Source organism: Stenotrophomonas sp. I18B00994 (genome assembly GCF_014145825.1).
Classification (GTDB): domain Bacteria; phylum Pseudomonadota; class Gammaproteobacteria; order Xanthomonadales; family Xanthomonadaceae; genus Stenotrophomonas; species Stenotrophomonas maltophilia.
Map to the genome: position 1 here is coordinate 23,930 of NZ_JACIUW010000015.1, position 21,829 is coordinate 45,758.

General features: G+C 67.7%; 19 protein-coding genes. 10 read left to right on the forward strand and 9 right to left on the reverse strand.

Translation table 11 applies throughout. The features are described from left to right. Positions 1-177: 177 nt before the first annotated feature. The 4 genes from thiS (at position 178) to H4O10_RS15935 (ending at position 3,933) form a co-directional block, all read left to right on the forward strand. Positions 178-378: a sulfur carrier protein ThiS gene (gene thiS / locus H4O10_RS15920; RefSeq protein WP_005410812.1), complete on the forward strand. Its 201-nt coding sequence runs from the start codon at positions 178-180 to the stop codon at positions 376-378. Positions 379-529: 151 nt separating this feature from the next. Beyond that, a complete protein-coding gene (locus tag H4O10_RS15925; RefSeq protein WP_049452335.1) occupies positions 530-1,324 on the forward strand; it encodes a thiazole synthase in 795 nt (264 codons plus the stop codon). Continuing rightward, positions 1,324-2,058 (forward strand): tRNA (guanosine(46)-N7)-methyltransferase TrmB, encoded by a 735-nt coding sequence (gene trmB, locus H4O10_RS15930; protein WP_005410814.1) that lies wholly within the window; start codon positions 1,324-1,326, stop codon positions 2,056-2,058. The genes H4O10_RS15925 and trmB overlap by 1 nt, the downstream gene beginning before the upstream one ends. A gap of 27 nt (positions 2,059-2,085) precedes the next feature. Further along, a complete protein-coding gene (locus H4O10_RS15935; RefSeq protein WP_043034315.1) occupies positions 2,086-3,933 on the forward strand; it encodes an SLC13 family permease in 1,848 nt (615 codons plus the stop codon). 309 nt (positions 3,934-4,242) lie between these two features. On the opposite strand, the gene H4O10_RS15940 is transcribed toward H4O10_RS15935, so the two are convergent. Then, positions 4,243-4,578: a Rieske (2Fe-2S) protein gene (locus H4O10_RS15940; protein WP_182681059.1), complete on the reverse strand. Its 336-nt coding sequence runs from the start codon at positions 4,576-4,578 to the stop codon at positions 4,243-4,245. A gap of 178 nt (positions 4,579-4,756) precedes the next feature. On the opposite strand from H4O10_RS15940, the gene H4O10_RS15945 reads away from it, so the two are divergent. From H4O10_RS15945 to H4O10_RS15960, 4 genes are all read left to right on the forward strand, one after another. Then, positions 4,757-5,038, forward strand: a complete 282-nt coding sequence (locus H4O10_RS15945; protein ID WP_049452126.1) for a hypothetical protein — start codon at positions 4,757-4,759, stop codon at positions 5,036-5,038. A 75-nt stretch (positions 5,039-5,113) separates the two neighbouring features. Then, positions 5,114-5,833, forward strand: coding sequence for a fumarylacetoacetate hydrolase family protein (locus tag H4O10_RS15950; RefSeq protein ID WP_049452125.1), 720 nt, complete (start codon positions 5,114-5,116; stop codon positions 5,831-5,833). A 54-nt stretch (positions 5,834-5,887) separates the two neighbouring features. Further along, a complete protein-coding gene (gene mscL / locus H4O10_RS15955) occupies positions 5,888-6,292 on the forward strand; it encodes a large-conductance mechanosensitive channel protein MscL (RefSeq protein WP_005410819.1) in 405 nt (134 codons plus the stop codon). Positions 6,293-6,516: 224 nt separating this feature from the next. After that, entirely contained in the window at positions 6,517-7,938 is a 1,422-nt protein-coding gene (locus H4O10_RS15960) for a M28 family peptidase (RefSeq protein ID WP_033834422.1), read from the forward strand. Between the two features lie 161 nt (positions 7,939-8,099). On the opposite strand, the gene H4O10_RS15965 is transcribed toward H4O10_RS15960, so the two are convergent. From H4O10_RS15965 to H4O10_RS16000, 8 genes are all read right to left on the reverse strand, one after another. Beyond that, positions 8,100-8,933 (reverse strand): TrmH family RNA methyltransferase, encoded by an 834-nt coding sequence (locus tag H4O10_RS15965; RefSeq protein ID WP_033834421.1) that lies wholly within the window; start codon positions 8,931-8,933, stop codon positions 8,100-8,102. Then, entirely contained in the window at positions 8,926-10,446 is a 1,521-nt protein-coding gene (locus H4O10_RS15970) for an alanine/glycine:cation symporter family protein (RefSeq protein WP_005414320.1), read from the reverse strand. The genes H4O10_RS15965 and H4O10_RS15970 overlap by 8 nt, the downstream gene beginning before the upstream one ends. 106 nt (positions 10,447-10,552) lie before the next feature. Continuing rightward, complete coding sequence (locus tag H4O10_RS15975; protein WP_033834420.1) at positions 10,553-11,149, reverse strand: GNAT family protein; 597 nt, start codon at positions 11,147-11,149, stop codon at positions 10,553-10,555. Further along, positions 11,142-14,267: an efflux RND transporter permease subunit gene (locus H4O10_RS15980; RefSeq protein ID WP_049452124.1), complete on the reverse strand. Its 3,126-nt coding sequence runs from the start codon at positions 14,265-14,267 to the stop codon at positions 11,142-11,144. Before H4O10_RS15980 ends, H4O10_RS15975 begins: the two co-directional genes overlap by 8 nt. Further along, positions 14,264-15,370 (reverse strand): efflux RND transporter periplasmic adaptor subunit, encoded by a 1,107-nt coding sequence (locus tag H4O10_RS15985; RefSeq protein WP_033834418.1) that lies wholly within the window; start codon positions 15,368-15,370, stop codon positions 14,264-14,266. The genes H4O10_RS15980 and H4O10_RS15985 overlap by 4 nt, the downstream gene beginning before the upstream one ends. Positions 15,371-15,645: 275 nt before the next feature. Continuing rightward, the gene (locus H4O10_RS15990; protein WP_049452123.1) at positions 15,646-17,709 is read right to left on the reverse strand and encodes a TonB-dependent copper receptor; all 2,064 of its coding nucleotides are present in this window, start codon (positions 17,707-17,709) and stop codon (positions 15,646-15,648) included. 73 nt (positions 17,710-17,782) lie between these two features. Further along, positions 17,783-18,214, reverse strand: a complete 432-nt coding sequence (locus H4O10_RS15995) for a DUF2946 domain-containing protein (RefSeq protein ID WP_049452122.1) — start codon at positions 18,212-18,214, stop codon at positions 17,783-17,785. A 590-nt stretch (positions 18,215-18,804) separates the two neighbouring features. After that, positions 18,805-19,788 carry a LysR family transcriptional regulator gene (locus tag H4O10_RS16000; protein WP_005410828.1) on the reverse strand — a complete coding sequence of 328 codons (984 nt, stop codon included), beginning with the start codon at positions 19,786-19,788 and terminating at the stop codon, positions 18,805-18,807. Between the two features lie 207 nt (positions 19,789-19,995). On the opposite strand from H4O10_RS16000, the gene cysK reads away from it, so the two are divergent. Both cysK and H4O10_RS16010 read left to right on the forward strand, forming a co-directional pair. Then, the gene (cysK, locus tag H4O10_RS16005; protein WP_005410829.1) at positions 19,996-20,955 is read left to right on the forward strand and encodes a cysteine synthase A; all 960 of its coding nucleotides are present in this window, start codon (positions 19,996-19,998) and stop codon (positions 20,953-20,955) included. A 267-nt stretch (positions 20,956-21,222) separates the two neighbouring features. Next, a complete protein-coding gene (locus H4O10_RS16010; RefSeq protein WP_049404060.1) occupies positions 21,223-21,822 on the forward strand; it encodes an O-acetyl-ADP-ribose deacetylase in 600 nt (199 codons plus the stop codon). The last annotated feature ends 7 nt before the right edge of the window (positions 21,823-21,829 follow it).

The window sequence follows — 21,829 nt, forward strand, 5'->3', positions numbered from 1 at the left end:
GACCCGGCGGACGTACGCCGGCGCACGGTGAATGGTTTCACTGCGCCGCGTTTTGCTCACGCTGCGCCGCCGCATGGATTGTCGCCCGATCGCCGGGAAACCTGCTGTGCCGGAGCTGGCGCCCCGCTCAATTTGCAGGTGTTCCGATCCCGGCGGGCTATCGGCGACAATGCACGGATGAACATCCAGCTCAATGGCGAACCCCGCGCCCTGCCCGCTTCGGCAACCCTCCACGACCTGCTCGAGGCCGAACAGTTGCTGCAGCGCCGGGTGGCGGTCGAGGTCAACGGCGAGATCGTCAGCCGCAGCCGCCACGGCGAGCACGTCCTGGCCGAAGGCGACGTGGTGGAGATCGTGCACGCGTTGGGCGGGGGCTGAGACCTCCGGGTGGTGCCGGCCGCTGGCCGGCAATCCGACGCTGTCAAGCAACCTGCATGTGCCGGCCAGCGGCCGGCACTACCCTCGCCCTCCTGCGGACAGCACCGCCTTGCGTGATCCCATCTTCAGGCGGATAGGCGATAATCGCGCCATGAACGTTCATGTCTCCCCCGATTCGCTGGTGATCGCCGGCAAGACCTATGGCTCGCGGCTGCTGACCGGCACCGGCAAGTTCAAGGATCTGGAAGAAACCCGCCTGGCCACCGAGGCCGCAGGCGCCCAGATCGTCACCGTGGCGATCCGCCGCACCAACATCGGGCAGAACCCGGGTGAGCCGAACCTGCTCGACGTGCTGCCGCCGGAGCGCTACACCATCCTGCCCAACACCGCCGGCTGCTACACCGCCGAAGACGCCGTGCGCACCTGCCGCCTGGCCCGTGAGCTGCTGGACGGCCATAATCTGACCAAGCTGGAAGTGCTGGGCGACCAGAAGTCGCTGTACCCGGACGTGGTGCAGACCCTCAAGGCTGCCGAGCAGCTGGTCAAGGACGGCTTCGAAGTGATGGTCTATACCTCTGACGATCCGATCCTGGCCAAGCGCCTGGAGGAGATCGGCTGCGCTGCGGTGATGCCGCTGGCCGCGCCGATCGGTTCGGGCCTGGGCATCCAGAACAAGTACAACCTGATGCAGATCATCGAAGACGCCAAGGTGCCGATCATCGTTGACGCTGGCGTCGGTACCGCGTCGGATGCCGCGATTGCGATGGAGCTGGGCTGCGACGGCGTGCTGATGAACACGGCCATTGCCGGTGCGCGCCACCCGGTGCTGATGGCCAGCGCCATGCGCAAGGCGGTCGAGGCCGGCCGCGAGGCCTTCCTGGCCGGGCGCATCCCGCGCAAGCGCTACGCCAGCGCCTCCTCCCCGGTGGATGGGCTGATCGGCTGATGACCAATCCTTTCGACAGCGCCGGTTCCAAGGCTCCGCCCAAGCCCTTCACCGTAAGCGAGGGCCGCCGCGAGGTGCGCAGCTTCGTGTTGCGCCAGGGCCGCTTCACCCCCGCCCAGCAGCGCGCGTTCGACGAACGCTGGCCGCGCTTCGGCCTCGACTACACCGGCCAACCGCGTGACCTGGACGCCACCTTCGGCCGCCCGGCACACAAGGTGCTGGAAATCGGCTTCGGCAACGGTGCCGCGCTGCGCTTTGCCGCCCAGCACGACCCGTCACGCGATTACATCGGCATCGAAGTGCACGCCCCGGGCGTGGGCAGGCTGCTGAACGCGCTGGCCGACGACAACGCCGACCACGTGCGCCTGTACCACCACGACGCGGTGGAAGTGCTGCAGAACGAGATCGCCGATGGCGCGCTCGATGAAGTGCGCATCTACTTCCCGGACCCGTGGCACAAGAAGCGCCACAACAAGCGCCGCCTGCTGCAGCCGGCGTTCGCCGAACTGCTGGTGCGCAAGCTGCGCCCGGGCGGCCGCCTGCACTGTGCCACCGACTGGGAGGACTACGCCGAGCAGATGTGGGACGTGCTCGATGCCACCGCCGGCCTGGTCAACCGTGCCGGCCCGCGTGGCAGCGTGCCGCGCCCGGACTGGCGCCCGCAGACCCACTTCGAGACCCGCGGCCAGAAGCTTGGCCATGGCGTCTGGGACCTGCTGTACGACCGCACCTGACGATCGCCTGAGGACGCCGCGCCCCACATGGATACCGCGCTGACGCTGACCAACGACATGAAGCTCGTGCTCGGGCTGGTCGGCTTCACGATGGCGATGTTCCTGTTCGAGCGCATCCGCGCCGACGTGGTCGCGCTGGTGGTGCTGGTGGTGCTCGGTGTCACCGGGCTGATCGCGCCGGAGGAAATCTTCGGCGGCTTCTCCGGTAACGCGGTGATGAGCATCATCGCCACCACCATCCTCGGTGCCGGCCTGGACCGCACCGGGGCGCTGAACCGGCTGGCCGCGTGGCTGCTGCGACGCGGTCATGGCGTCGAGCAGCGGCTGCTGATGATGACCACGGCCATTGCCGGCCTGAACTCGTCCTTCATGCAGAACCCGTCGGTGATGGCGCTGTACCTGCCGGTGGCTTCGCGACTGGCAGCGCGCACCGGCCTGACCCTGCAGCGCCTGCTGCTGCCGATTTCGGCGGCGATCGTGATGGGCGGTGCGCTGACCATGGTCGGCAATTCACCGCTGATCCTGCTGAACGACCTGCTGGCCTCGGCCAACAACAACCTGCCCTCGGGCCTGGCCACCATCGAGCCGCTGCGCATGTTCGCGCCGCTGCCGATCGGCGTGGCGCTGCTGATCGCCTCGCTGCTGTACTTCCGCTACTACGGCGACCGCAAGCTGATCGAGGAAGAGAACCTGGCCAACGACGGGGTCACCCCGGCGCGCACCGAAAGCTACTTCGCCAAGACCTATGGCATCGAAGGCGATGTGTTCGAGCTGGTGGTCAGTGCCGAAAGCCCGCTGGTCGGCATGACCCTGGGCGAGGCGGAGAACCTGCACGATGCCCCGCTGCTGCTGGCCCTGAAGACCGGCAACGACACGCGCCTGGCGCCGCCGGCGGAGATGCGCATCTGGGTGGGCAGCGTGCTCGGCGCAATGGGTCCGCGCGAGCAGATCAACGACTTCGCGCAGAACCAGTTCCTGCGCATGTCTTCGCGCCTGAAGCACCTGGGTGACCTGTTCAACCCGAGCCGCGCCGGTATTTCCGAGGCGGTGGTGCCGCCGACCTCGAACGTGATCGGCAAGAGCGCGGCCGACCTGCGCCTGCGCAAGGAGCGCGGCATCAGCCTGCTGGCGATCAACCGCGACAAGCAGGTGATCCGCGAGGACGTGCGCGACGTGCAGTTGCGTGCAGGCGACATGCTGGTCTTCCACAGCATCTGGACCGACCTGGCACAGGCGGCCAAGAGCCGCGACTTCGTGGTGGTGACCGACTACCCGACCGGCGAACAACGCCCGCACAAGTTCAAGATCGCCATGGCGATCTTCGCGTTGACCATCCTGATCGCGCTGACCAGCAAGCTGCCGGTGGCGCTGACGCTGATGACCGGCGTGGCCGGCATGCTGCTGACCGGCGTGCTGCGCATGGACGAGGCCTATGCCTCGATCAACTGGAAAACGGTGTTCATGATGGCCGGGCTGATTCCGCTCGGCTGGGCGATGGACTCCAGTGGTGCGGCGGCGTGGGTGGCCGGCCATACCATCGACAAGCTGCCCACCGGCATCCCGGTGTGGGTGCTGGAGGTGGCGCTGGCGCTGCTGACCACGGCGTTCTCGCTGGTGATCAGCCACGTGGGCGCGACCATCGTGATGGTGCCGATCGCGGTGAACCTGGCACTGGCGGCGGGCGGCAACCCGACCGCGTTCGCGCTGATCGTGGCGCTGTCGGCGTCCAACAATCTGATGACGGCCTCCAACCCGGTGATCTCGATGATCACCGGCCCGGCCAACTACACCCCGCGCGAGATGTGGCGGGTCGGCGGCCCGCTGTCGCTGATCTACACCTGCGTGGTGGTGCTGATGATCAACCTGATGTTCTGAGGGGCTTGATCGGCAGGGCTGCGCCCTGCACCTGCAGAAGCCGAAGCAACAGCAACAGCAACAGCGAGCATTCCGTGGGATGGCGGGGCACTGTGGGTTTGCGGGGACGCCGTAAACCCATCCATGGGGGCTTGGTCGCGGCATCCATGCCGCTCACACCCCGCAAACCCACAGTGCCCCGCCTTCGACAGTTTCACGAGGCTGGTGGTGGGTGCCGACCGTTGGTCGGCACGGATCTCGCTCTGGTAGCTGTCGACCTTGGTCGACACGGCTTTTGTAGAGTCGAGCCGTGCTCGACTGTTTCTGGCCTCAAGCCAGGTAAACCTGCCCGTCGCGCACGTCCACCGGCACCACGCGCAGGCGGTCGCCCTTGCAGGGGCCGGCGATGCAGTCGCCGCTGTCCAGCGCGAACGAGGCGCCATGCGCGGCGCAGACCAGGTGGCCTTCACGGCTCTTCAGGAACCGGCCCGGGGCCCAGTCCAGGCGGCGGCCGGCGTGCGGGCAGATGTTCAGGAACGCACGCACCTGCGCACCGTCGCGGTACAGCACCAGCGATTCGGCATCGCCATCAACCACCGCTTCGACCTCGGCAAACGCGCCATCGGCAATGGCATCAAGGGCGATCAGGGCGGCAGAGGCAGTCATGGCGAAGGCTCGGACAGTAAACCCGCATTGTCGCACGCCCACTCAGGTGACTGGCTGCGACATGAACACAAGTCATTGATCCGTAATAAGCACAGGCTATATTTAACGAGTTTTTCACTCAATGACAGTGGCGCGTCCCGATACTCTGGTTTCGCTGATCCCAGCCTATCGAGCCGCCATGTTCAATCGCGCATCCGCCTTCAACCAGTTCCGCACCCTGTTCGCGCCGCGCAAGCCGCGCCATCCGCTGGTGCGCGTTGCCGTGGGCCTGCTTGGCCTGGCGATCCTGGCCGCGATGGTGTTCATCGGCGTGTTCGTCGGTGCAGCGATGATCCTGGTCGGCCTGGCGTGGAAGCTGCTGGCCTCGCGCAAGCCGGGCGTTGCCCGTCCGGTGGATCCGACCGTGGTCGAAGGCGAGTACCGCGTGGTGCGCAAGCCGGTGCTGCCGGCCCCGCGCTGATGCGGGTCTTCCGCGCCCGCTGACGGCGGGCGCCATGCGTTCTAGACTGCGGGCACGCCCTTCCTGGATGCCCGCATGTCCGATGATGTCTCCGATGTGATCCCTGCCGTAGCCCTGCCGCGTGTACCGGTGGTGGGCGGTGGCAGTTTCCCCGTGCACCGCATCTACTGCGTCGGCCGCAACTTCGCCGACCACGCCCGCGAAATGGGCGCGGCGGTGCCGGCGGCCGATGACCGTGGCCGCCCGATGTTCTTCAGCAAGCCGGCCGATGCGATCGTGGTCGGCCATGACGACGCCATCCCCTACCCGCCGGCGACCGCCAACCTGCACCACGAAGTGGAGCTGGTGGTGGCGATCGGCCGTGATGCGCCCGCAGGCGAACTGGCCGTGGCCGATGCCGAAGCACTGGTCTACGGCTACGCCGTCGGCCTGGACCTGACCCGCCGCGACCTGCAGGCTGCGGCCAAGGAAAAGGGCCACCCGTGGGATGCCGCAAAGGGCTTCGACGCCTCCGCGCCGATCAGCGAGATCGTGCATGCCGCCGAAGTGGGCGATCTGGCCGCGTTGAATCTGTCATTGGAGGTCAACGGCGAGGTGCGCCAGCAAGCGCTGCTGGACCAGATGATCTGGAACGTGCCGGAGATCCTGCACGAGCTGTCCAAGCTGTGGCAGCTGCGTGCCGGCGACCTGGTGTTCATGGGCACCCCGTCAGGCGTGGCTGCACTGAAGCCCGGCGACCGCTTCAGCGCGCGCCTGGAAAACGTGGCCGAGCGCCACGGCGTGATCACCGGCTGACATTACCTGCGCTACCCTGCGCGCTGTCCACTTCCCCACCGGAGAAAAACAACAATGGGAATGCTCACCGAGTTCAAGGAATTCGCGATGCGCGGCAACGTCATCGACCTCGCCGTCGGCGTGGTGATCGGCGCGGCCTTCGGCAAGATCGTGACGGCGCTGGTCGAGAAGATCATCATGCCGCCGCTGGGCCTGCTGATCGGCAAGGTGGATTTCTCGCAGCTGGCGTGGACGCTGTCACCGGCCCGCATCGGGCCGGACGGCAAGGAGATTCCGGCCGTGGTGATCGGCTATGGTGACTTCATCAATACGCTGATCCAGTTCGTGATCGTGGCCTTCGCCATCTTCATCGTGGTCAAGGCGATCAACCGCCTGTCGCGCAAGCAGGAAGCGGCACCGGCCGCACCGGCCGAAGAAGTGGTGCTGCTGCGCGAGATCCGCGACAGCCTGAAGAAATAAGGCCGCAGAACGGTAGTGTCGGCCGCTGGCCGGCAATATCGGAACATGCGGAAGCCGGCCAGCGGCCGGCACTACCGCGACTGCGCGAAAGCCCCGCTCCGGCGGGGCTTTCGCTTTGCCGGACATGGCGGAAAACAGCGTTCGCGCCAGCCATGACCTCCCGCCCATGCGCCGGGCTGAACGACTGTTAAGCTCCAAGGCTTGGTCCCTTCCCGGAGCTGTCCATGCGTCGCCGCGTCCTTGCCATCGCATCCTCCCTCGCCCTGCTGGCCGCCCCGGCCTTCGCGGCGCCGCATACCACCACCCTGCCCCCGGCGTCGCTGGCCACCGCCGCACAGCTGCGTGACCAGGCGCTGGCCGATGACACCGGCTGGAAGGTGGTCGAATCGCTCACCACCGAAATCGGCCCGCGCATCGCCGGCAGCGAGGCCGACGCCCGCGCCGTGGCCTGGGCCGAAGCCAAGTTCAAGGCACTGGGCTTCGACAAGGTGTGGAAGGAACCGGTGACCTTCCCGAAATGGGAGCGCCGCAGTGAACACGCTGCCGTGACCGGCAGGAACCAGCAGCCGCTGCAGATCACTGCGCTGGGCGGCAGCCCGGGCGGCACGGTGGAAGCGGAGGTGGTGCGCTTCGCCGATCTGGCCGCCCTGCAGGCGGCACCGGCCGGTTCGCTGAAGGGCAAGATCGCCTTCGTCGATTACCAGATGCTGCCGTTCCGCGATGGCCGCGACTACGGCCGCGGCGGTGCAATCCGCAGCAAGGGACCGTCAGAAGCGATCCGCAAGGGCGCGGTGGGCTTCCTGATGCGCTCGGCCGGTACCGACTCCCACCGCGTGCCGCACACCGGCATCACCCGTTTCGATGACGGCCTGACCCCGGTGCCGTCGGCCGCGCTGTCGGTGCCCGATGCCGACCAGCTGGCGCGCCTGCTGGCCCGTGGCAGCACCACGGTGAAGGTGGCGCTGGACTGCGGTTGGGATGGCACGGCCACTTCGTACAACGTGATCGGCGAGATCACCGGCCGCAGCCTGCCGAAGGAAGTGGTGGTGATCGGCGGTCACCTGGATTCGTGGGACCTGGGCACCGGCGCCGTGGATGACGGCGCGGGCGTGGGCATCACGATGGCCGCCGGCCACCTGATCGGCCAGCTCAAGCAGGCACCGAAGCGCACCATCCGCGTGATCGCCTTCGCCAACGAGGAGCAGGGCCTGTACGGCGGCAAGGCCTACGCCGAAGCGCACGCCAAGGACGTGGCCCTGCACCAGCTGGCCGCCGAGAGCGACTTCGGTGCCGGCCGCATCTATGCCTTCAATACCGGTTCGCCGAATCCGGAAGGCTCACGTGAAGCGACGAAGCAGATTGCCGAAGTAATGAAGCCGCTGGGCATCGAGTACCAGGCCGACAAGGGTGGCCCGGGCCCGGACGTCGGCCCGCTGGCCGCCAAGGGCGGTGCGTGGGCGTGGCTGGCGCAGGACGGCTCGGACTACTTCCACCTGCACCACACCGCCGACGACACGCTGGACAAGATCGACCCGAAGGCGCTGGCGCAGAACGTGGCCGCCTACACGGTGTTTGCCTACCTGGCGGCAGAAGCCGATGGCAGCTTCGGCAGCGAAGCCAAGGCGACCACGCCTCCGAACGAGTGATGCGGTAGTGCCGGGCCATGCCCGGCGAGCGCAGCGGCAGGAGCGGTGCGAACCAAGGTTCGCACCCACCAAGGCGGGTCCTGAATCAGGAACCCGGCAGGGTCAGAGCCCTCGCCTGCGGCGAGGGATCCGACCCCGATCATGCGAGCCCGGATACGGGATCACCCGCGTCGACTGGCCCATTGCGCCAGCAGCACCGCCGTGGCCGAGGCCACGTTCAGGCTCTCCACCGCGCCACTGCCGGGAATCGAGACCCGCATGTCGCATTCGCTGGCCAGGCCGCGGTCCATGCCCTCGCCTTCAGCGCCCATCACGTACACCAGCCGCTCCGGCAGCGACGCACGGAACACGTCGTCGCCACCCTCAACGAGGGTCGCCGCCAGCCCGAAGCCGGCCGCACGCAGCTGCGCCATCGCCTGAGCAGTCTCCGGCAGCTGCACCAGCGGCACCGACTCCGCCCCGCCTTCGGCCACGCGTGCGGCAGCACCGGACAGCGCCAGCGTACTGCCGGCCGGCAGCAGCAGCGCCTTGACGCCGAAATGCGCGGCCGAGCGCAGGATCGCGCCGAAGTTGTGCGGGTTGCCGACACCATCCAGCCACAACGCCAGCACCGGGCCCTGCTCCAGATCGGCCAGCCACTGCGCCAGCGGCACGGCCGGCGCACGCAGCACGTCGGCCACCAGGCCCTCGTGATGGGTCGTGGCAGCCAGCTTGTTGAGATCGCCTTCCTCCACCACGCGATAGCCCACGCGGTTGGCCACGCACCACTTCAGCACCGGCTGCATGCGCGGAATCAGCGCGTCCACCAGGTACAGCTTGCGCAGCGCCTGCGGGCGCTTGGCGAACAGCGCCTGTACGGCGTTCCAGCCATACAGGCGCAGTTCGTCGTTGCCGCGCCCCGGCGGCGGCGGGGTGCCGCCCTCACGCGGTGGCAGCGGGGTGGCCCGCGGCGGTCGCGACGACGGGCGGCGGGCATTCTTCCAGGGATCATTCACTACGGGACAACTCCAGCTTGCGTTGACGCCAGAAATCGGCGTTCTTGATGCCCAGGGCATCGGGGTCGAAGATTGGATCGAGGCCGAGCTTCTTCTGTCGTTCGTAATCACGCAGGGCGAGCATGGCCGGCTTCTGGATGATGAGGATGGCAATGATGTTCAGCCAGGCCATCAGGCCGACGCCGATGTCACCCAGCGCCCAGGCCAGGGTCGCATTATGGAACGCGCCGAACACCACCATGCCGATGATGCCCAGGCGCAGCACCAGCACGGTCAGCGGGCGCTTCCTGTTGTGGTTCACATAGCTGAGATTGGTCTCGGCCATGTAGTAGTACGCCATGATGGTGGTGAACGCGAAGAAGAAGATGGCGATGGACACGAACGCCGAACCCCAGCCCGGCAGCACGGCTTCTACGCCGGCCTGGGCGTAACCGGCGCCTTCGGGAATGCCGGCCAGGCCCTGGAAGATCGGCGGGGCGCCGGCACCTGCCGGCGAGTACACGTTGTAGGTGCCGCTGGCCAGGATCAGGAAGGCGGTAGCGGTGCACACCATCATGGTGTCGAAGTAGATGGCGAAGGCCTGCACGTAGCCCTGCTTGGCCGGGTGCGAGACTTCCGAGGCGGCCGCTGCATGCGGGCCCGAACCCTGGCCGGCTTCGTTGGCGTAGATGCCGCGCTTGATGCCCCACTCCACTGCCAGGCCCATCATCGCGCCGAACGCGGCGTGGGTGCCGAAGGCGCTGCTGAAGATGATGTTGAACATCTCCGGCACGCGGTCGTAGTTGATGATCATGATGACGATGGCCATCAGGATGAAGCCGGCGGCCATGAACGGCACCACCACTTCGGCGAAGTTGGCGATGCGCTTGACGCCACCGAAGATCACCACGCCCAGCAGCAGCGCGACCACGATGCCGATGCCCAGCTTCAACGCCTGCACCGATTCCATGCCGAAGGCCTGGCCATCGAGCGGACCGCACAGGGCGGTGCCACGGCAGGCGTTGATGATGCTGTCGGCGATCGCGTTGGCCTGCACGCCCGGCATCAGGAAGCCGGCGGCGATGATCGTGGCGATGGCGAAGGCCAGCGCGTACCACTTCAGGCCCATGGCCTTTTCGATGTAGTAGGCCGGGCCACCGCGGTAGCGGCCTTCGGCGTCCTTGGTCTTGTAGATCTGCGCCAGGGTGCATTCCACGTACGAGGTGGACGCGCCGAGGAAGCCCATCACCCACATCCAGAAGATCGCACCGGGGCCGCCGAAGGCGATGGCGGTGGCCACGCCGGCGATGTTGCCGATACCCATGCGGCCGGCCATCGACATGGCCAGGGCCTGGAACGAGGACACGCCGGCGTCGGATTTCTCACCCTTGACGGTGAGGCGGCACATCTCGAGGAAGCCGCGGATCTGCATGAAGCGCGTGCGCAGGCTGAAGAACAGGCCGGCGCCCAGGCACACGAAGATCAGTGCCTTGCTCCAGATGATGCTGTTGATGAAATGTACGGTTGCTTCCACGCGCGCTCTCTCCAGTCGGCGGGTTGTAAGGACGTCCCGTCGGCTGGAAGGGACCGGTCGATTCTCCCTGATCGAAGGCCGCTGCGGTAGCGCCAAGAGGATGGGGTCACGGCAGCTGGGTGCGTACCCGGGCGAAGCGGCGCAGGTCGTGCAGGACGCCGCGCTTGTAGACCGCACAGCGCTCCACGCCCTCTTCCTGGAAGCCGTTCTTCTCCAGCACCCGGGCCGAGCCGAGGTTGAAGTCGACCACGGTGGCCTGCAGCCTGAACAGGCGCAGTTCGTTCATCACCCACGGTGCGAACAGGCCAACCACGCGGGTCATCACGCCCTGCCCCCAGTAGGCCTGGCCGAGCCAGTAACCCAGTTCGGCGGTGTGCCCACGCTCGGCCACGCCCTGCTGGGCGCCGACGCTGCCGCAGGCCTGGCCGTCGATCTCGATGGCCAGGTTCAGCGTGCCAGGGGCCAGCACGCGGCCGGCGAGGAAGGCCTCGCCATCCTCGCGCGTGTACGGGTACGGGAAGCGATCACGCAGGCCGCGCGATACCTCGGCGTCGTTGGCATGGCGCAGCAGCGATTCCAGGTCTTCCGGGCGCCAGGGGCGCAGGCGGAAACCTTCTCCCTGTAGTGGCGGGGTCAGAGCCCTTTCCGTTCCGGAAAGAGCTCTGACCCCTGGACCGACCCCGTCGGCAGGCCGGTCAGGCATGCCCGCCCACCGAGGGCGATTCGGCTTCCTGCTTCTCCAGCTCGCGCTTCACCGCTTCCGGCGAGCGGGTGTACGGGGCCAGCCGCGCGTAGAACGCCGGCACCACGAACAGCGACAGGAACGTCGAAAGAGTCACGCCGAAGATGATCACGATGCCGATCGTGCCACGGCTGGCCGAGCCGGGGCCACCGGCCACCACCAGCGGAATCGCGCCGACCACGGTGGCGATCGAGGTCATCAGGATCGGGCGCAGGCGCACCATCGCCGATTCGATGATCGCCTCGCGCACGGTTCTTCCGTCGTCGCGCAGCTGGTTGGCGAATTCGACGATGAGGATGCCGTTCTTCGCTGCCAGGCCGACCAGCATGACGATGCCGATCTGGCTGAACAGGTTCACCGTGCCGCCGCTCACCCACAACCCGACCAAGGCACCGAGCACGCCCAGCGGCACGGTCAGCATGATGGTGAGCGGGTGGATGAAGCTCTCGAACTGCGCGGCCAGCACCAGGTAAACCACCAGCAGGGCCATGGCGAAGGTCAGCAGCACCGCGCCACCCGCACTCTGGTACTCGCGCGATTCGCCCTTCCAGTTCACCTGCGCGTACTGCGGCAGTTCCTCGCGGGCCACGTTCTGCGCCCAGGCGATGGCCTCGCCCAGCGGATAGCCCGGTGCCAGGCCGGCGGTGATGGTGATCGAGCGCAGGCGGTTGAAGCGGTTCAGCGTGCCCGCCTCGGCCACTTCACTGAGCGTGACCAGGTTGGACAGCGGCACCAGTTCGCCGGAGGTGGCGCGCACGCGGATCGCAGCCAGGTCGGCCGGGCTGGCACGGCCATCGCGACCGGCCTGGACCAGCACGTCGTACTCCTCGCCGTTGTCGACGAAGGTGGTGACGCGGCGCGAGCCCATCATGGTTTCCAGTGCCGAACCGATCGCGGTGACCGGCACGCCGAGATCCGCCGCACGCTGGCGGTCGATGTTTACCCGCATCTGCGGCCGGGTTTCCTTGTAGTCCGAATCCGGGCCGACCAGGCCCGGGTTGTCGGCCATGCGCAGCAGGATGCGGTCACGCCACTGCGCGATCTCGGCGTATTCCGGGCCGCCCAGCACGATCTGGAACGGCTGGCCGCCACTGCGCACCAGCCCGCCACCCACCTGCGTACGCACGCGCACGCCGCGGATGGTGTCCAGTTCCTTCTGCAGTGCGTTGGCCACGTCCGGCGTGGCCTCGCTGCGCTGGCGCCACGGCTGCAGGAAGATGCTGACGCGGCCGGTGTGCATTTCCTCGCTGGCACCGAAGCCGCCGGGCACGCGCGGGTTGGCACGCACGATCGGCTTGTCGGCGCCCACGTGCGGGGCCAGCAGTGCCTCCACCTGCTGTACCTGCTGCACGGTGTAGTCGTAGCCGGCGCCTTCCGGGCCGTCGATCATGATCTGGAACGAACCGCGGTCTTCGGCCGGCGCCAGCTCCGACGGCAGCAGTTTCAGCAGGCCCCAGCTGGCGGACAGCGCGGCCACCATCACCAGCAGGTAGATCCACGTGCGGTCCACGTGATGGTCGAGCACGCGGCCATAGCCGGAGGCCAGGCGCTCCAGGTTGCGGTTGACGAAGCCATGCAGGCCGCGCGGTGCCTGCCCGGTGTGCGGCTTGAGCAGTTTGGAGGCCATCATCGGCGTCAGCGTCAGCGCCACGAACGCGGACAACGCAACCGCTGCCGCCAGCGCCACCGCCAGTTCGCGGAACAGGCGGCCGGTATTGCCTTCCAGGAAACCGACCGGCAGGAACACCGCCACCAGCACCGCGGTGGTGGCGATCACCGCGAAGGCGACCTGCGTGGTGCCACGCTTGGAGGCCACCAGCGGGGGCTCGCCCAGGTCGATGCGGCGCTGCACGTTTTCCACCACCACGATCGCATCGTCCACCACCAGGCCGATGCACAGCACCAGGGCCAGCAGGGTCAGCAGGTTGATCGAGAAATCGAACGCATACAGCGCGATGAACGCCGCGACCAGGCAGACCGGCACCGTTACCGCCGGGATCAACGCGGCGCGGAAACTGCCGAGGAACAGCCAGATCACCGCCAGCACCAGGATCATCGCTTCCACCAGCGTGGCATAGACGCGGTCAACTGCGGCTTCGATGAAGGTGGTGTTGTCGAAGGCGACGAAGATCTGCGTGCCCTTGGGCAGGGTCAGTGCCACCCGCTCGGCTTCAGCGCGCGCGGCACGCGCCACGTCCAGCGAGTTGGCGGTGGAGGTCTTGACGATGCCCAGGCCGATGCCCGGCTCGCCGTTGCTGCGGTAGTACGCGCGACGCTCGGCCGAAGCCAGTTCGATCTTCGCCACGTCGCCCATGCGCACCACGTAGCCGTCGCGGCCCTTGCCCAGCGGGATGGTCGCAAAGTCTTCCGGCTTGATGTAGTTGCGCTCCACGCGCAGGGTGAAGTCACGGTCGGTCGACTCGATGCGGCCGGCCGGCAGTTCCACGTTCTCGTTGCGCAGTGCGGTTTCCACATCGCCAGTGGTCAGCCCGCGCGCGGCCAGCTGGTCACGGTCCAGCCAGATGCGCATCGCATAGCGCTGGCGGCCACCGATGCGGACCTGGGCCACGCCATCGAGGCTGGAGAAACGATCGACCACGTAGCGGTCGGCGTAGTCGCTCAGCTCCAGCGTGTCCATGGTCGAGGACACCATGTTGAACCAGATGATCGGGTCGGCATCGCTCTCGACCTTGGCGATCTCCGGCGGACGCGCTTCTTCGGGCATGCGGTCGGCGACGCGGCTGACCGCATCGCGCACGTCATTGGCGGCCGCTTCGATATCGCGGTTGGAGGTGAACTCGATGCTGACCTGCGAGCGGCCGTTGGTGCTGCGCGCATTGATCGTATCGATGCCTTCGATGCCGGCCAGCGCATCTTCCAGCACTTGGGTGATGCGGCTTTCGATGACCGCCGCCGAGGCGCCGGTGTAGTCCACCGACACCGACACGATCGGCGGATCGATGGCGGGCAGTTCGCGCAGGGTCAGGCGGGTGAAGGACATCACGCCCAGCACCAGCAGCAACAGGCTCATCACCACGGCGAACACTGGCCGCTGGATGGAGATGTCGGACAGCTTCATCCGCCGTGGCCCTCGGCCGCGGCCGGCGCCGGTGCATCCGCCGGTTTGGCACCGCTGGCCGGGGCCGCATCCTTGGCCGCGACCTTCAAGCCCGGGCGCAGCTTGCCGGTGCCATCGACCACGATGCGCTGGCCGGCTTCCAGGCCCTGTTTGATCTCAACCACGCCGGCGCGGCGCGCACCGGTCACCACGTCCACGCGTTCGACGCTGTCGTCGCTCTTGATGCGGTACACGAACGTGTCGCGGCCCACCTGCACCACGGCGATTTCCGGCACCACCAGCGCCGGGCGCTCGGGGCGGAACAGGCGCACGTCCAGCAGCATGCCCGGGCGCAGCGCGTGGTCGCTGTTGGCGAAATCGCCGCGCACGGTCACCGCACGGGTCGCCGGGTCGATGCGTGCGTCGATGGTACTGACCACGCCCTCGAAGGTGCGGCCCGGCCACGCCACGCTGGTGGCGCTGACCTTGTCACCGACGCCCAGTGCGGCCAGTTCCACTTCCGGCACCTGGAAATCGATGTGCATGTGCTCGATGTCGTCGAGCGTGGCGATGACCGTGGTCGGGGTCACCAGCGAGCCCGGGCTGACCTGGCGGATGCCGAGCACGCCGGCGAATGGTGCGCGTACACGGCGATCACCGATGTCGGCCTGCATCTGCATCACGCGCGCCTCGGCGGCATCGCGGATCGACTTCTGCGTATCCAGCGTGGCACTGGACACCAACCGCTGGGAGGCCAGCTCGCGCTGGCGCTTGTACAACTGGTCGGCCTCGTGGAAGGTGGCCTGCGCCTGCACCAGCGCCGCTTCCTGGGCCTGCCCGCGCAGCGTCACGATCGGGGCACCGGCGGCGATGTGCTGGCCGCTTTCGAAATGCACCTTCTCGACGATTTCGCTGACCTTGGCGGTGACGCTGATCGACTCGCGCGCCTTGGCCGTGCCCAGCGCCTGCAGGGTGTCATTCCACTGCGTGGGCTGCACCACCTGCGCCGTGACCGGCACTGCTTCGCCCTGCCGACGCGCGGCGGCCTCCTGTTTGCCTGCGCACCCGGCCAACACGGCCAGGCTGAGGCCAAGGGCCAGGGTCGAAGCGATACGAGCCAACATGAAGGGTCCTGATTGATCCACGGCCGCCGAGTGTAGGCAAGGCCCCGCAGAAGCGGTATGTGCCAAGCGTTTACCATCGTGGAACCGAAGCCGTGATAGCGCCTTGAACCCGTTCCGTGCAAGGCTGCCCTTGGCGGTGTCGGCGTGTGTCGGGTTGTATCCAGCCGTGCACCACGGGCGTTGCCATCGTAGAGTCGAAGCTGCCCGACAGAGGGCGTCGGGCGGGGACGGATCCTGGCGGGGATCCGGCCCCGGTTTTTTTTGCACCCGGCGGATCAGTACCGGTAGTTCACCTTCATCCACAAGCTGCGCCCGGGCTCGTTGATGCGCACCGGGTCGGCCGGGAAGCCGAAGTCGGCACTGCCGGCCAGGTTCAGGTGCTCGCTGTAGGCGCGGTCGAACAGGTTGTCGACGCCCGCGCTGAGCTGCAGCTGCGAACTGAAACGGTACGCGGCGTTGAGCGCGAACGTGGCGAAACCGGCACTCGGCCCCAGGTCCTGCGCAACGACATTGCCTTGGCCATTTGCGACACGATGCTGGTGGATCACCGCACGCAGCAGTGCCCCGGCGCTCCAGCGCTGGCCTTCCCAGTTCGCACTCAGGCGCGTTTCCAGCGGCGGCATCTGCGGCAGCGGACGCTGCTGGTCGCGGTTCTCGCCCCAGGCATAGGCCAGCGTGCCCCCCAGTTTCCACTGCTCGGCCACGCTTACCTCCAGCCCCGCCTCGGCACCGGCGATGCGCGCGTCGACATTGCGGGCCTGGCTCATGCCCATCATGCCGCTGCCGTGGTACGTGAACAGGATGTAGTCCTGGATCTGCCCGGCGTACGCCGAAACCCACGCCTGCACGCGCGGTCCCTTGTACTGCAGGCCGACGTCGAGCTGGGTGGTGCGTTCGGGCTGCACGCCGGTGAACGCGTTCACTGCGCCGGCCGGGCCATGGTTGGGCGAGAACAGCTCCCAGTAGTCGGGCATGCGTTCACTGTGGCCGAGCCCGGCGTACCAGGTCAGGCCGTCGGCCAGATCCTGCTCGTAGCGCAGGAAGCCGCTGCCGAGCCAGTCCTTGCGGCGCTGGCCCGCAGTCGGATTGGGCCTGTTCCCCATCATTCCGCGGATCGATTGCCGCTCATCTCGGACGCTGGCGCGGTCGATGCGCAGGCCGCTGATCCAACGCTGATCGGTGCCGGCGCCGAGGGTCAACTCGGTGAACACGCCATAGCGGCGGAAGTGGGCATCGGTCCCCCAGGCGGCCTGGCGGTAGGTGTCGCGGCCCATGCCCATGCGGCCACGATGGCGGCTGTCTTCGCCGTCCACACCCGCCACCAGTTGCACGTCCTGCCAGTGCCACTCGGAACTGACCCGGCCGCCCTGGGTACGGCGGTCCACGTTCGACGCCATCGGCATCGGCATCATGCTGTTGGGATTCGGCGTGCGCAGCGTGTAGTTGTCCATCACGTGGTCGGCTTCGTTGTAGTACACGTTGGCCTGCAACGTGTCCCACGCACCGGGCAGATTTCGTTTTTCGAAGCGCGCGGCATAGCTGGTGCGTTCGAACGCGGCACCGTCCATGCCGCGCCCGGCGTAACGCGCGATGGCATCGCCGGCACCGGCGGAAATCTCCAGCAGCGTGTCGGCATCCGGCGTCCAGCCGATGGCCACGTCGCCATTCCACTTGCGCCACTTCGACGGCACCACGTCACCGTGGCCGTCCTTGTAGTCATCGGCCTCGGAGCGGTTGCCGCTGGCGCGTACATAGCCGGTCGGATTGCCCAGGGTCAGGTCCAGTACCTGGTCATTGCGGTTGCGCGAGCCGACCAGCGCACTGGCATCGGCACGCAGGCCGGGTTCATCGAAGCGCGGCGTGTCGCGCTCGAAGCGCACGGTACCGGCCGAGGCACCTGCGCCCCAGCGCACGCTCTGCGGGCCCTTGATGATGGTCAACCGGTCGAAGCTTTCCGGCGCGATGTAGGACAGCGGATTGTCCATGCGCGACGGGCAGGCACCGATCAGGTTGCCGTCGTTGCTGAGGATGTTCAGGCGCGAACCGAACATGCCGCGCAGCACCGGGTCGCCGTTGGTGCCGCCATTGCGGATGGCAGAGAAGCCGGGAACGGTTTTCAGGTAATCGGCACCATCACTGGCCGGCACCGGCTGCCGCGGCAGGCGTGGGTCGGTCACCCAGTGCAGCGGCGAGGACGGTGCGGCGGCGGTGACCACCATCGTATCGAGGGTACGCGCCTCGTCGGCGGGCGCAGCGTGGGCCAGTGACGCGGCCACGGCCAGGCCAAGGGCAACCGGCAGACGCGCGCAGGCGCCCGCGGGGCGGGAAGTCATTTTCATCGGAACAGCTCCAAGGTACGCACGCGCGCACGGCGCCCGGTCAGGCGCGTCGTGCGGCAGATTCACGGGGATATCAGCGGACGATGGAGACGCGCGGTGGCCCACGTGCGGCATGTGCGGGCCAGTGCGGTGCGGGCAGCACCCGTTGCGACCACGGGAACACCAGGCGCGGCCGCCACAGCAGCGGCAACAGCAGCACCAGCACCGCCAGCCATGGCAGCAGGCGCATGGCCAGTACGCAGTATTCGCAGGCTTCGCCATGCATGGCGTGGGGATCGGCCGGGCGGTCAGGCGCTGCCGGCGCGGCGCCGTGCTGATCGTGCCCGGCCATGGCCATGTCATGCATGTCGTGACCCATGGCGGCGTGGTCCATGCCCGCCATTGCGGTGTGGTCCATCGGCGGCGCCTGCAGCGCGCGGCTGACCAGCGGCGCAAGCACCATCAGCAGCGTCGCCAGGATGGCGAGCTGGAGCAGAAGACGCTGCGGGCGGGGCAGGCGGGTCACCCCGCTAGTGTAGAGGCGGGTCCAGGGTTGCCCGTGCGACGAACCGTCGCAGGAGGGGGTTTATCGGCAGGGCTGCGCCCTGCACCCGCTGCGAGCTGGAGCAACAGCAACAGCCGAAGCAAAAGCGGGCTTCCTGTGGGTAGGCGGGGTGGGTCCGGTTGCGGGAGACGCCGTAAACCCATCCTTGGGGGCTTGGCCGCGGCATCCATGCCGCGGACACTCCCGCAACCGGACCCACCCCGCCTTCGACAGATCTCTGCGATCTGCAGTAGATCCACGCCATGCGTGGATGAATCTCAATCGGAATCGAATATTTCGAACTGGAATCGAAAAGCATCCACGCATGGCGTGGAACTATCGTGTCGACCAAGGTCGACACCTACCAGCAGCCATCGGGATCTGTCAGAGGTGTGGCGGTGTGGGCAGGCAGGACCGTTGGCGCCATGGATGGCGCCATCGAGCCCCCAAGGATGGGTTTACGGCGTGTCCTGCCTGCCCACACCGCCCCGCCCCCAACGGAAGCCAGCTGTTGCTTCGGCTGTTGCCATTGATTCGGCGGGTGCAGGGCTGCAAGCCCTGCTCGCCCCCCCTCACACCGTGATGGTCTGGGTCAATGACTCCCACGTCGGCGGCACCGGCCAGGCGGCGGCCTGGTTGCCATCCAGCACCCTGCGCAGATCGCGCGGATCAATCTGCGGTGCCAGCACGTGCACCAGCTCCAGCGCGTAATCGCGCAGCACCCGGTCGCGCGGCAACACCGCCCAGGCAATGCACTCGCTGATCGGGTCCGGCGCCGGCCACGAGCGCAGGTCTTCGTCGCTGGAACTGACCGCCATCTCGGCCAGCAGGCCTACGCCCAGACCGGTACGCACATAGGTCTTGATCAGGTCCGCATCGAGCGCGGTCAGCGCCAGGTCCGGCGCCAGGCCGTTTGCAGCGAAGGCGCGCTGCAACGAGGAATTCGGGCGGGTCGAGGATTCGTAGCTGATCAGCGGCTGCCGGGCCAACGCGGCCAGGTCCGGTGCGCGGCCGGCGCGGTCCAGCGGGTGCCCCTTGGGTACCACCACCAGGCGTCGCCAGCGGAACAGCGGCACCGCGATGCCATCGGTGGGCTCACTGCCGGCGGTGCTGATGATCGCGATATCCGCGTCACCCTGGTTCAAGCGGTCCAGCGCGTCGGTTTCACCGGCCTGCTGCAGGTGCACGCTCACCTGGGGATAGGCCTGCTTGATCGCTGCCACCGCCGGCGGCAGCACGAAGCGCGCCTGCGTGTGGGTGGTGGTCAGGATCAGCTGGCCCTGGCTCTCGCGGCGCTGGTTGGCCGCGTAGGTGCGGATGTTGTTGGCCTCGGCCAGCACCGCGCGGGCGCGGGCGATCACCTCGGTACCGGCCGGGGTGACCGACTCCAGGCTGCGGCCCTTGCGCACGAACAACAGGAAGCCGAGCTCGTCTTCCAGCTGCTTGAGCTGCTTGGACAGGCCGGGCTGGGTGGCGTGCACGCGCGAGGCGGCCAGCGTGATGTTCAGCTCGGCGTCGGCGATGGCGACCAGGTAGCGCAGCTGGGTCAGCGTCATGGGAGGCGGGCGGCGTGGGGCGGAGGTCCACTCTAGGGTCAATTGCCGTCACCAGCTTATAACCAAAGGTTGTTTAAGAAAGGTATCTGGTCATTTCCGGGCGTCATATGCCGGCGCTACGGTCAGCCGGCAGCCGCTGGCCTGAACAGCCAGCCCTCCCCTTCTGCCCGCCGGCGTCCGGCGCGGCCCTGTTTCCGGAGCGCTTCCATGGCCCTGTACGACTCCATCCTCGATACCGTCGGCAACACCCCCATCGTCAAGCTGCAGCGCCTGGCGCCGCCGCAGGTCAGCGTCTACGCCAAGGTCGAGTCGTTCAACCCGGGCGGCTCGGTCAAGGACCGCCTGGCGCTGGCGATCATCCTCGACGCCGAAGCACGTGGCCTGCTCAAGCCGGGCGACACCATCGTCGAAGCCACTTCTGGCAACACCGGCGTGGCGCTGGCGATGGTCGCCGCCGCGCGCGGCTACAAGTTCGTGGCGACCATGGTCGAGACCTTCTCGGTGGAGCGCCGCAAGCTGATGCGCGCCTATGGCGCCAAGGTGATCCTGACCCCGGCCGCCGAACGCGGCAGCGGCATGGTGCGCAAGGCGCGCGAACTGGCCGAGCAGCACGGCTGGTTCCTGGCCAGCCAGTTCGCCAACCCGGCCAATCCGGCGTATCACCGCAACACCACCGCCGCCGAGATCCTGCGCGACTTCGCCGGCAAGCGGCTGGACTACTTCGTCAGCGGCTGGGGCACGGGCGGCACGCTCACCGGCGTGGGCGAAGTGCTGAAGGTCGCGCGTCCGCAGACCCGCATCATCGCCACCGAGCCAGCCGGCGCCGCACTGCTGAAGGGCGATGACTGGAAGCCGCACAAGATCCAGGGCTGGACCCCGGACTTCGTGCCCGACGTGCTCAACCGTGATGTGGTGGATGAACTGCTGACGGTGGAAGATGACCGCGCGATCGCCACCGCGCGCCGACTGGCCGCCGAGGAAGGCATCTTCGTCGGCATCTCCGCCGGCGCTACCGTGGCCAGCGCACTGGACGTGGCCGCACGTGCCGAACCGGGTTCAGTGATCCTGGCGATGCTGCCGGACACCGGTGAACGCTACTTCTCCACGCCGCTGTTTGCCGACGTGAACGAGGGTTCCGACGACGACTGGCTGGCCGGCCTGCCGTGACACCCGGGCTCAGAGCCTCTTCCATCCGGAAAAGGATCTGACCCCATCCTGTTACATGCCCAGGGTCGGATCCCTTTTCCGCAGGGAAAGGGCTCCGACCCCCTTCTGCTTCAGCCTGCATGAAGGCGTCGCCCGCCATCGTGCGTGAAGGCCGTCGGATCGCAGCGCGTGAGACGGTCATGACGCAGTATCGATGCCCTGTCCCCTACCGTGGGAACAGCCGGCGCAGACGCTGCGCGGATCACCTCACAGGCAGGAGACGGACGCATGAAGATCGAAGTTTGGCAGGGCGACATCACGACCCTGGCGGTGGATGCGATCGTCAACGCGGCCAATGAAACGCTGCTCGGTGGTGGCGGTGTCGACGGCGCGATCCATCGTGCGGCCGGGCCCGCGTTGCTGGCCGAATGCGGGCAGCTGCCGGAGCTGCGCCCGGGCGTACGTTGCCCGACCGGCGAAGTGCGCGCCACCAGTGCTTACGCTTTGCCTGCACGCTACGTACTGCACACGGTGGGCCCGGTCTGGCACGACGGCCAGCGCGATGAACCGGCGTTGCTCGCCAACTGCTACTGGAAGTCGCTGCAGCTGGCCGAATCGCTGGGCGTGCAGTCGATCGCATTCCCAGCCATCAGCTGCGGCGTATACGGCTATCCGCTGTACCAGGCCGCGCAGATCGCAGTGACCGAAACACTGGCCTGGCAGCGCAGCCATGCGCAACCGATGCGCATCGTGCTGGTGGCGTTCAATACCGCTACGGCCAAGGCCTACCAGCAGGCGTTGAGTGCCGCCGGGCAAAGCGCCGACAGCGAACCGCGCGGGTCGATGCTGCCGCCCCTGGGTGACGCGGGTTTTGCCGCCGCGCATTGAATCGCAA

Excerpts from the sequence above, each read along its gene's own strand:
- thiS (WP_005410812.1), top strand. The coding sequence starts at position 178 with ATGAACATCCAGCTCAATGGCGAACCCCGCGCCCTGCCCGCTTCGGCA.
- H4O10_RS15925 (WP_049452335.1), top strand. The coding sequence starts at position 530 with ATGAACGTTCATGTCTCCCCCGATTCGCTGGTGATCGCCGGCAAGACC.
- trmB (WP_005410814.1), top strand. The coding sequence starts at position 1,324 with ATGACCAATCCTTTCGACAGCGCCGGTTCCAAGGCTCCGCCCAAGCCC.
- H4O10_RS15935 (WP_043034315.1), top strand. The coding sequence starts at position 2,086 with ATGGATACCGCGCTGACGCTGACCAACGACATGAAGCTCGTGCTCGGG.
- H4O10_RS15940 (WP_182681059.1), bottom strand. The coding sequence starts at position 4,578 with ATGACTGCCTCTGCCGCCCTGATCGCCCTTGATGCCATTGCCGATGGC.
- H4O10_RS15945 (WP_049452126.1), top strand. The coding sequence starts at position 4,757 with ATGTTCAATCGCGCATCCGCCTTCAACCAGTTCCGCACCCTGTTCGCG.
- H4O10_RS15950 (WP_049452125.1), top strand. The coding sequence starts at position 5,114 with ATGTCCGATGATGTCTCCGATGTGATCCCTGCCGTAGCCCTGCCGCGT.
- mscL (WP_005410819.1), top strand. The coding sequence starts at position 5,888 with ATGGGAATGCTCACCGAGTTCAAGGAATTCGCGATGCGCGGCAACGTC.
- H4O10_RS15960 (WP_033834422.1), top strand. The coding sequence starts at position 6,517 with ATGCGTCGCCGCGTCCTTGCCATCGCATCCTCCCTCGCCCTGCTGGCC.
- H4O10_RS15975 (WP_033834420.1), bottom strand. The coding sequence starts at position 11,149 with ATGCCTGACCGGCCTGCCGACGGGGTCGGTCCAGGGGTCAGAGCTCTT.
- H4O10_RS15980 (WP_049452124.1), bottom strand. The coding sequence starts at position 14,267 with ATGAAGCTGTCCGACATCTCCATCCAGCGGCCAGTGTTCGCCGTGGTG.
- H4O10_RS15985 (WP_033834418.1), bottom strand. The coding sequence starts at position 15,370 with ATGTTGGCTCGTATCGCTTCGACCCTGGCCCTTGGCCTCAGCCTGGCC.
- H4O10_RS15990 (WP_049452123.1), bottom strand. The coding sequence starts at position 17,709 with ATGAAAATGACTTCCCGCCCCGCGGGCGCCTGCGCGCGTCTGCCGGTT.
- H4O10_RS16000 (WP_005410828.1), bottom strand. The coding sequence starts at position 19,788 with ATGACGCTGACCCAGCTGCGCTACCTGGTCGCCATCGCCGACGCCGAG.
- cysK (WP_005410829.1), top strand. The coding sequence starts at position 19,996 with ATGGCCCTGTACGACTCCATCCTCGATACCGTCGGCAACACCCCCATC.
- H4O10_RS16010 (WP_049404060.1), top strand. The coding sequence starts at position 21,223 with ATGAAGATCGAAGTTTGGCAGGGCGACATCACGACCCTGGCGGTGGAT.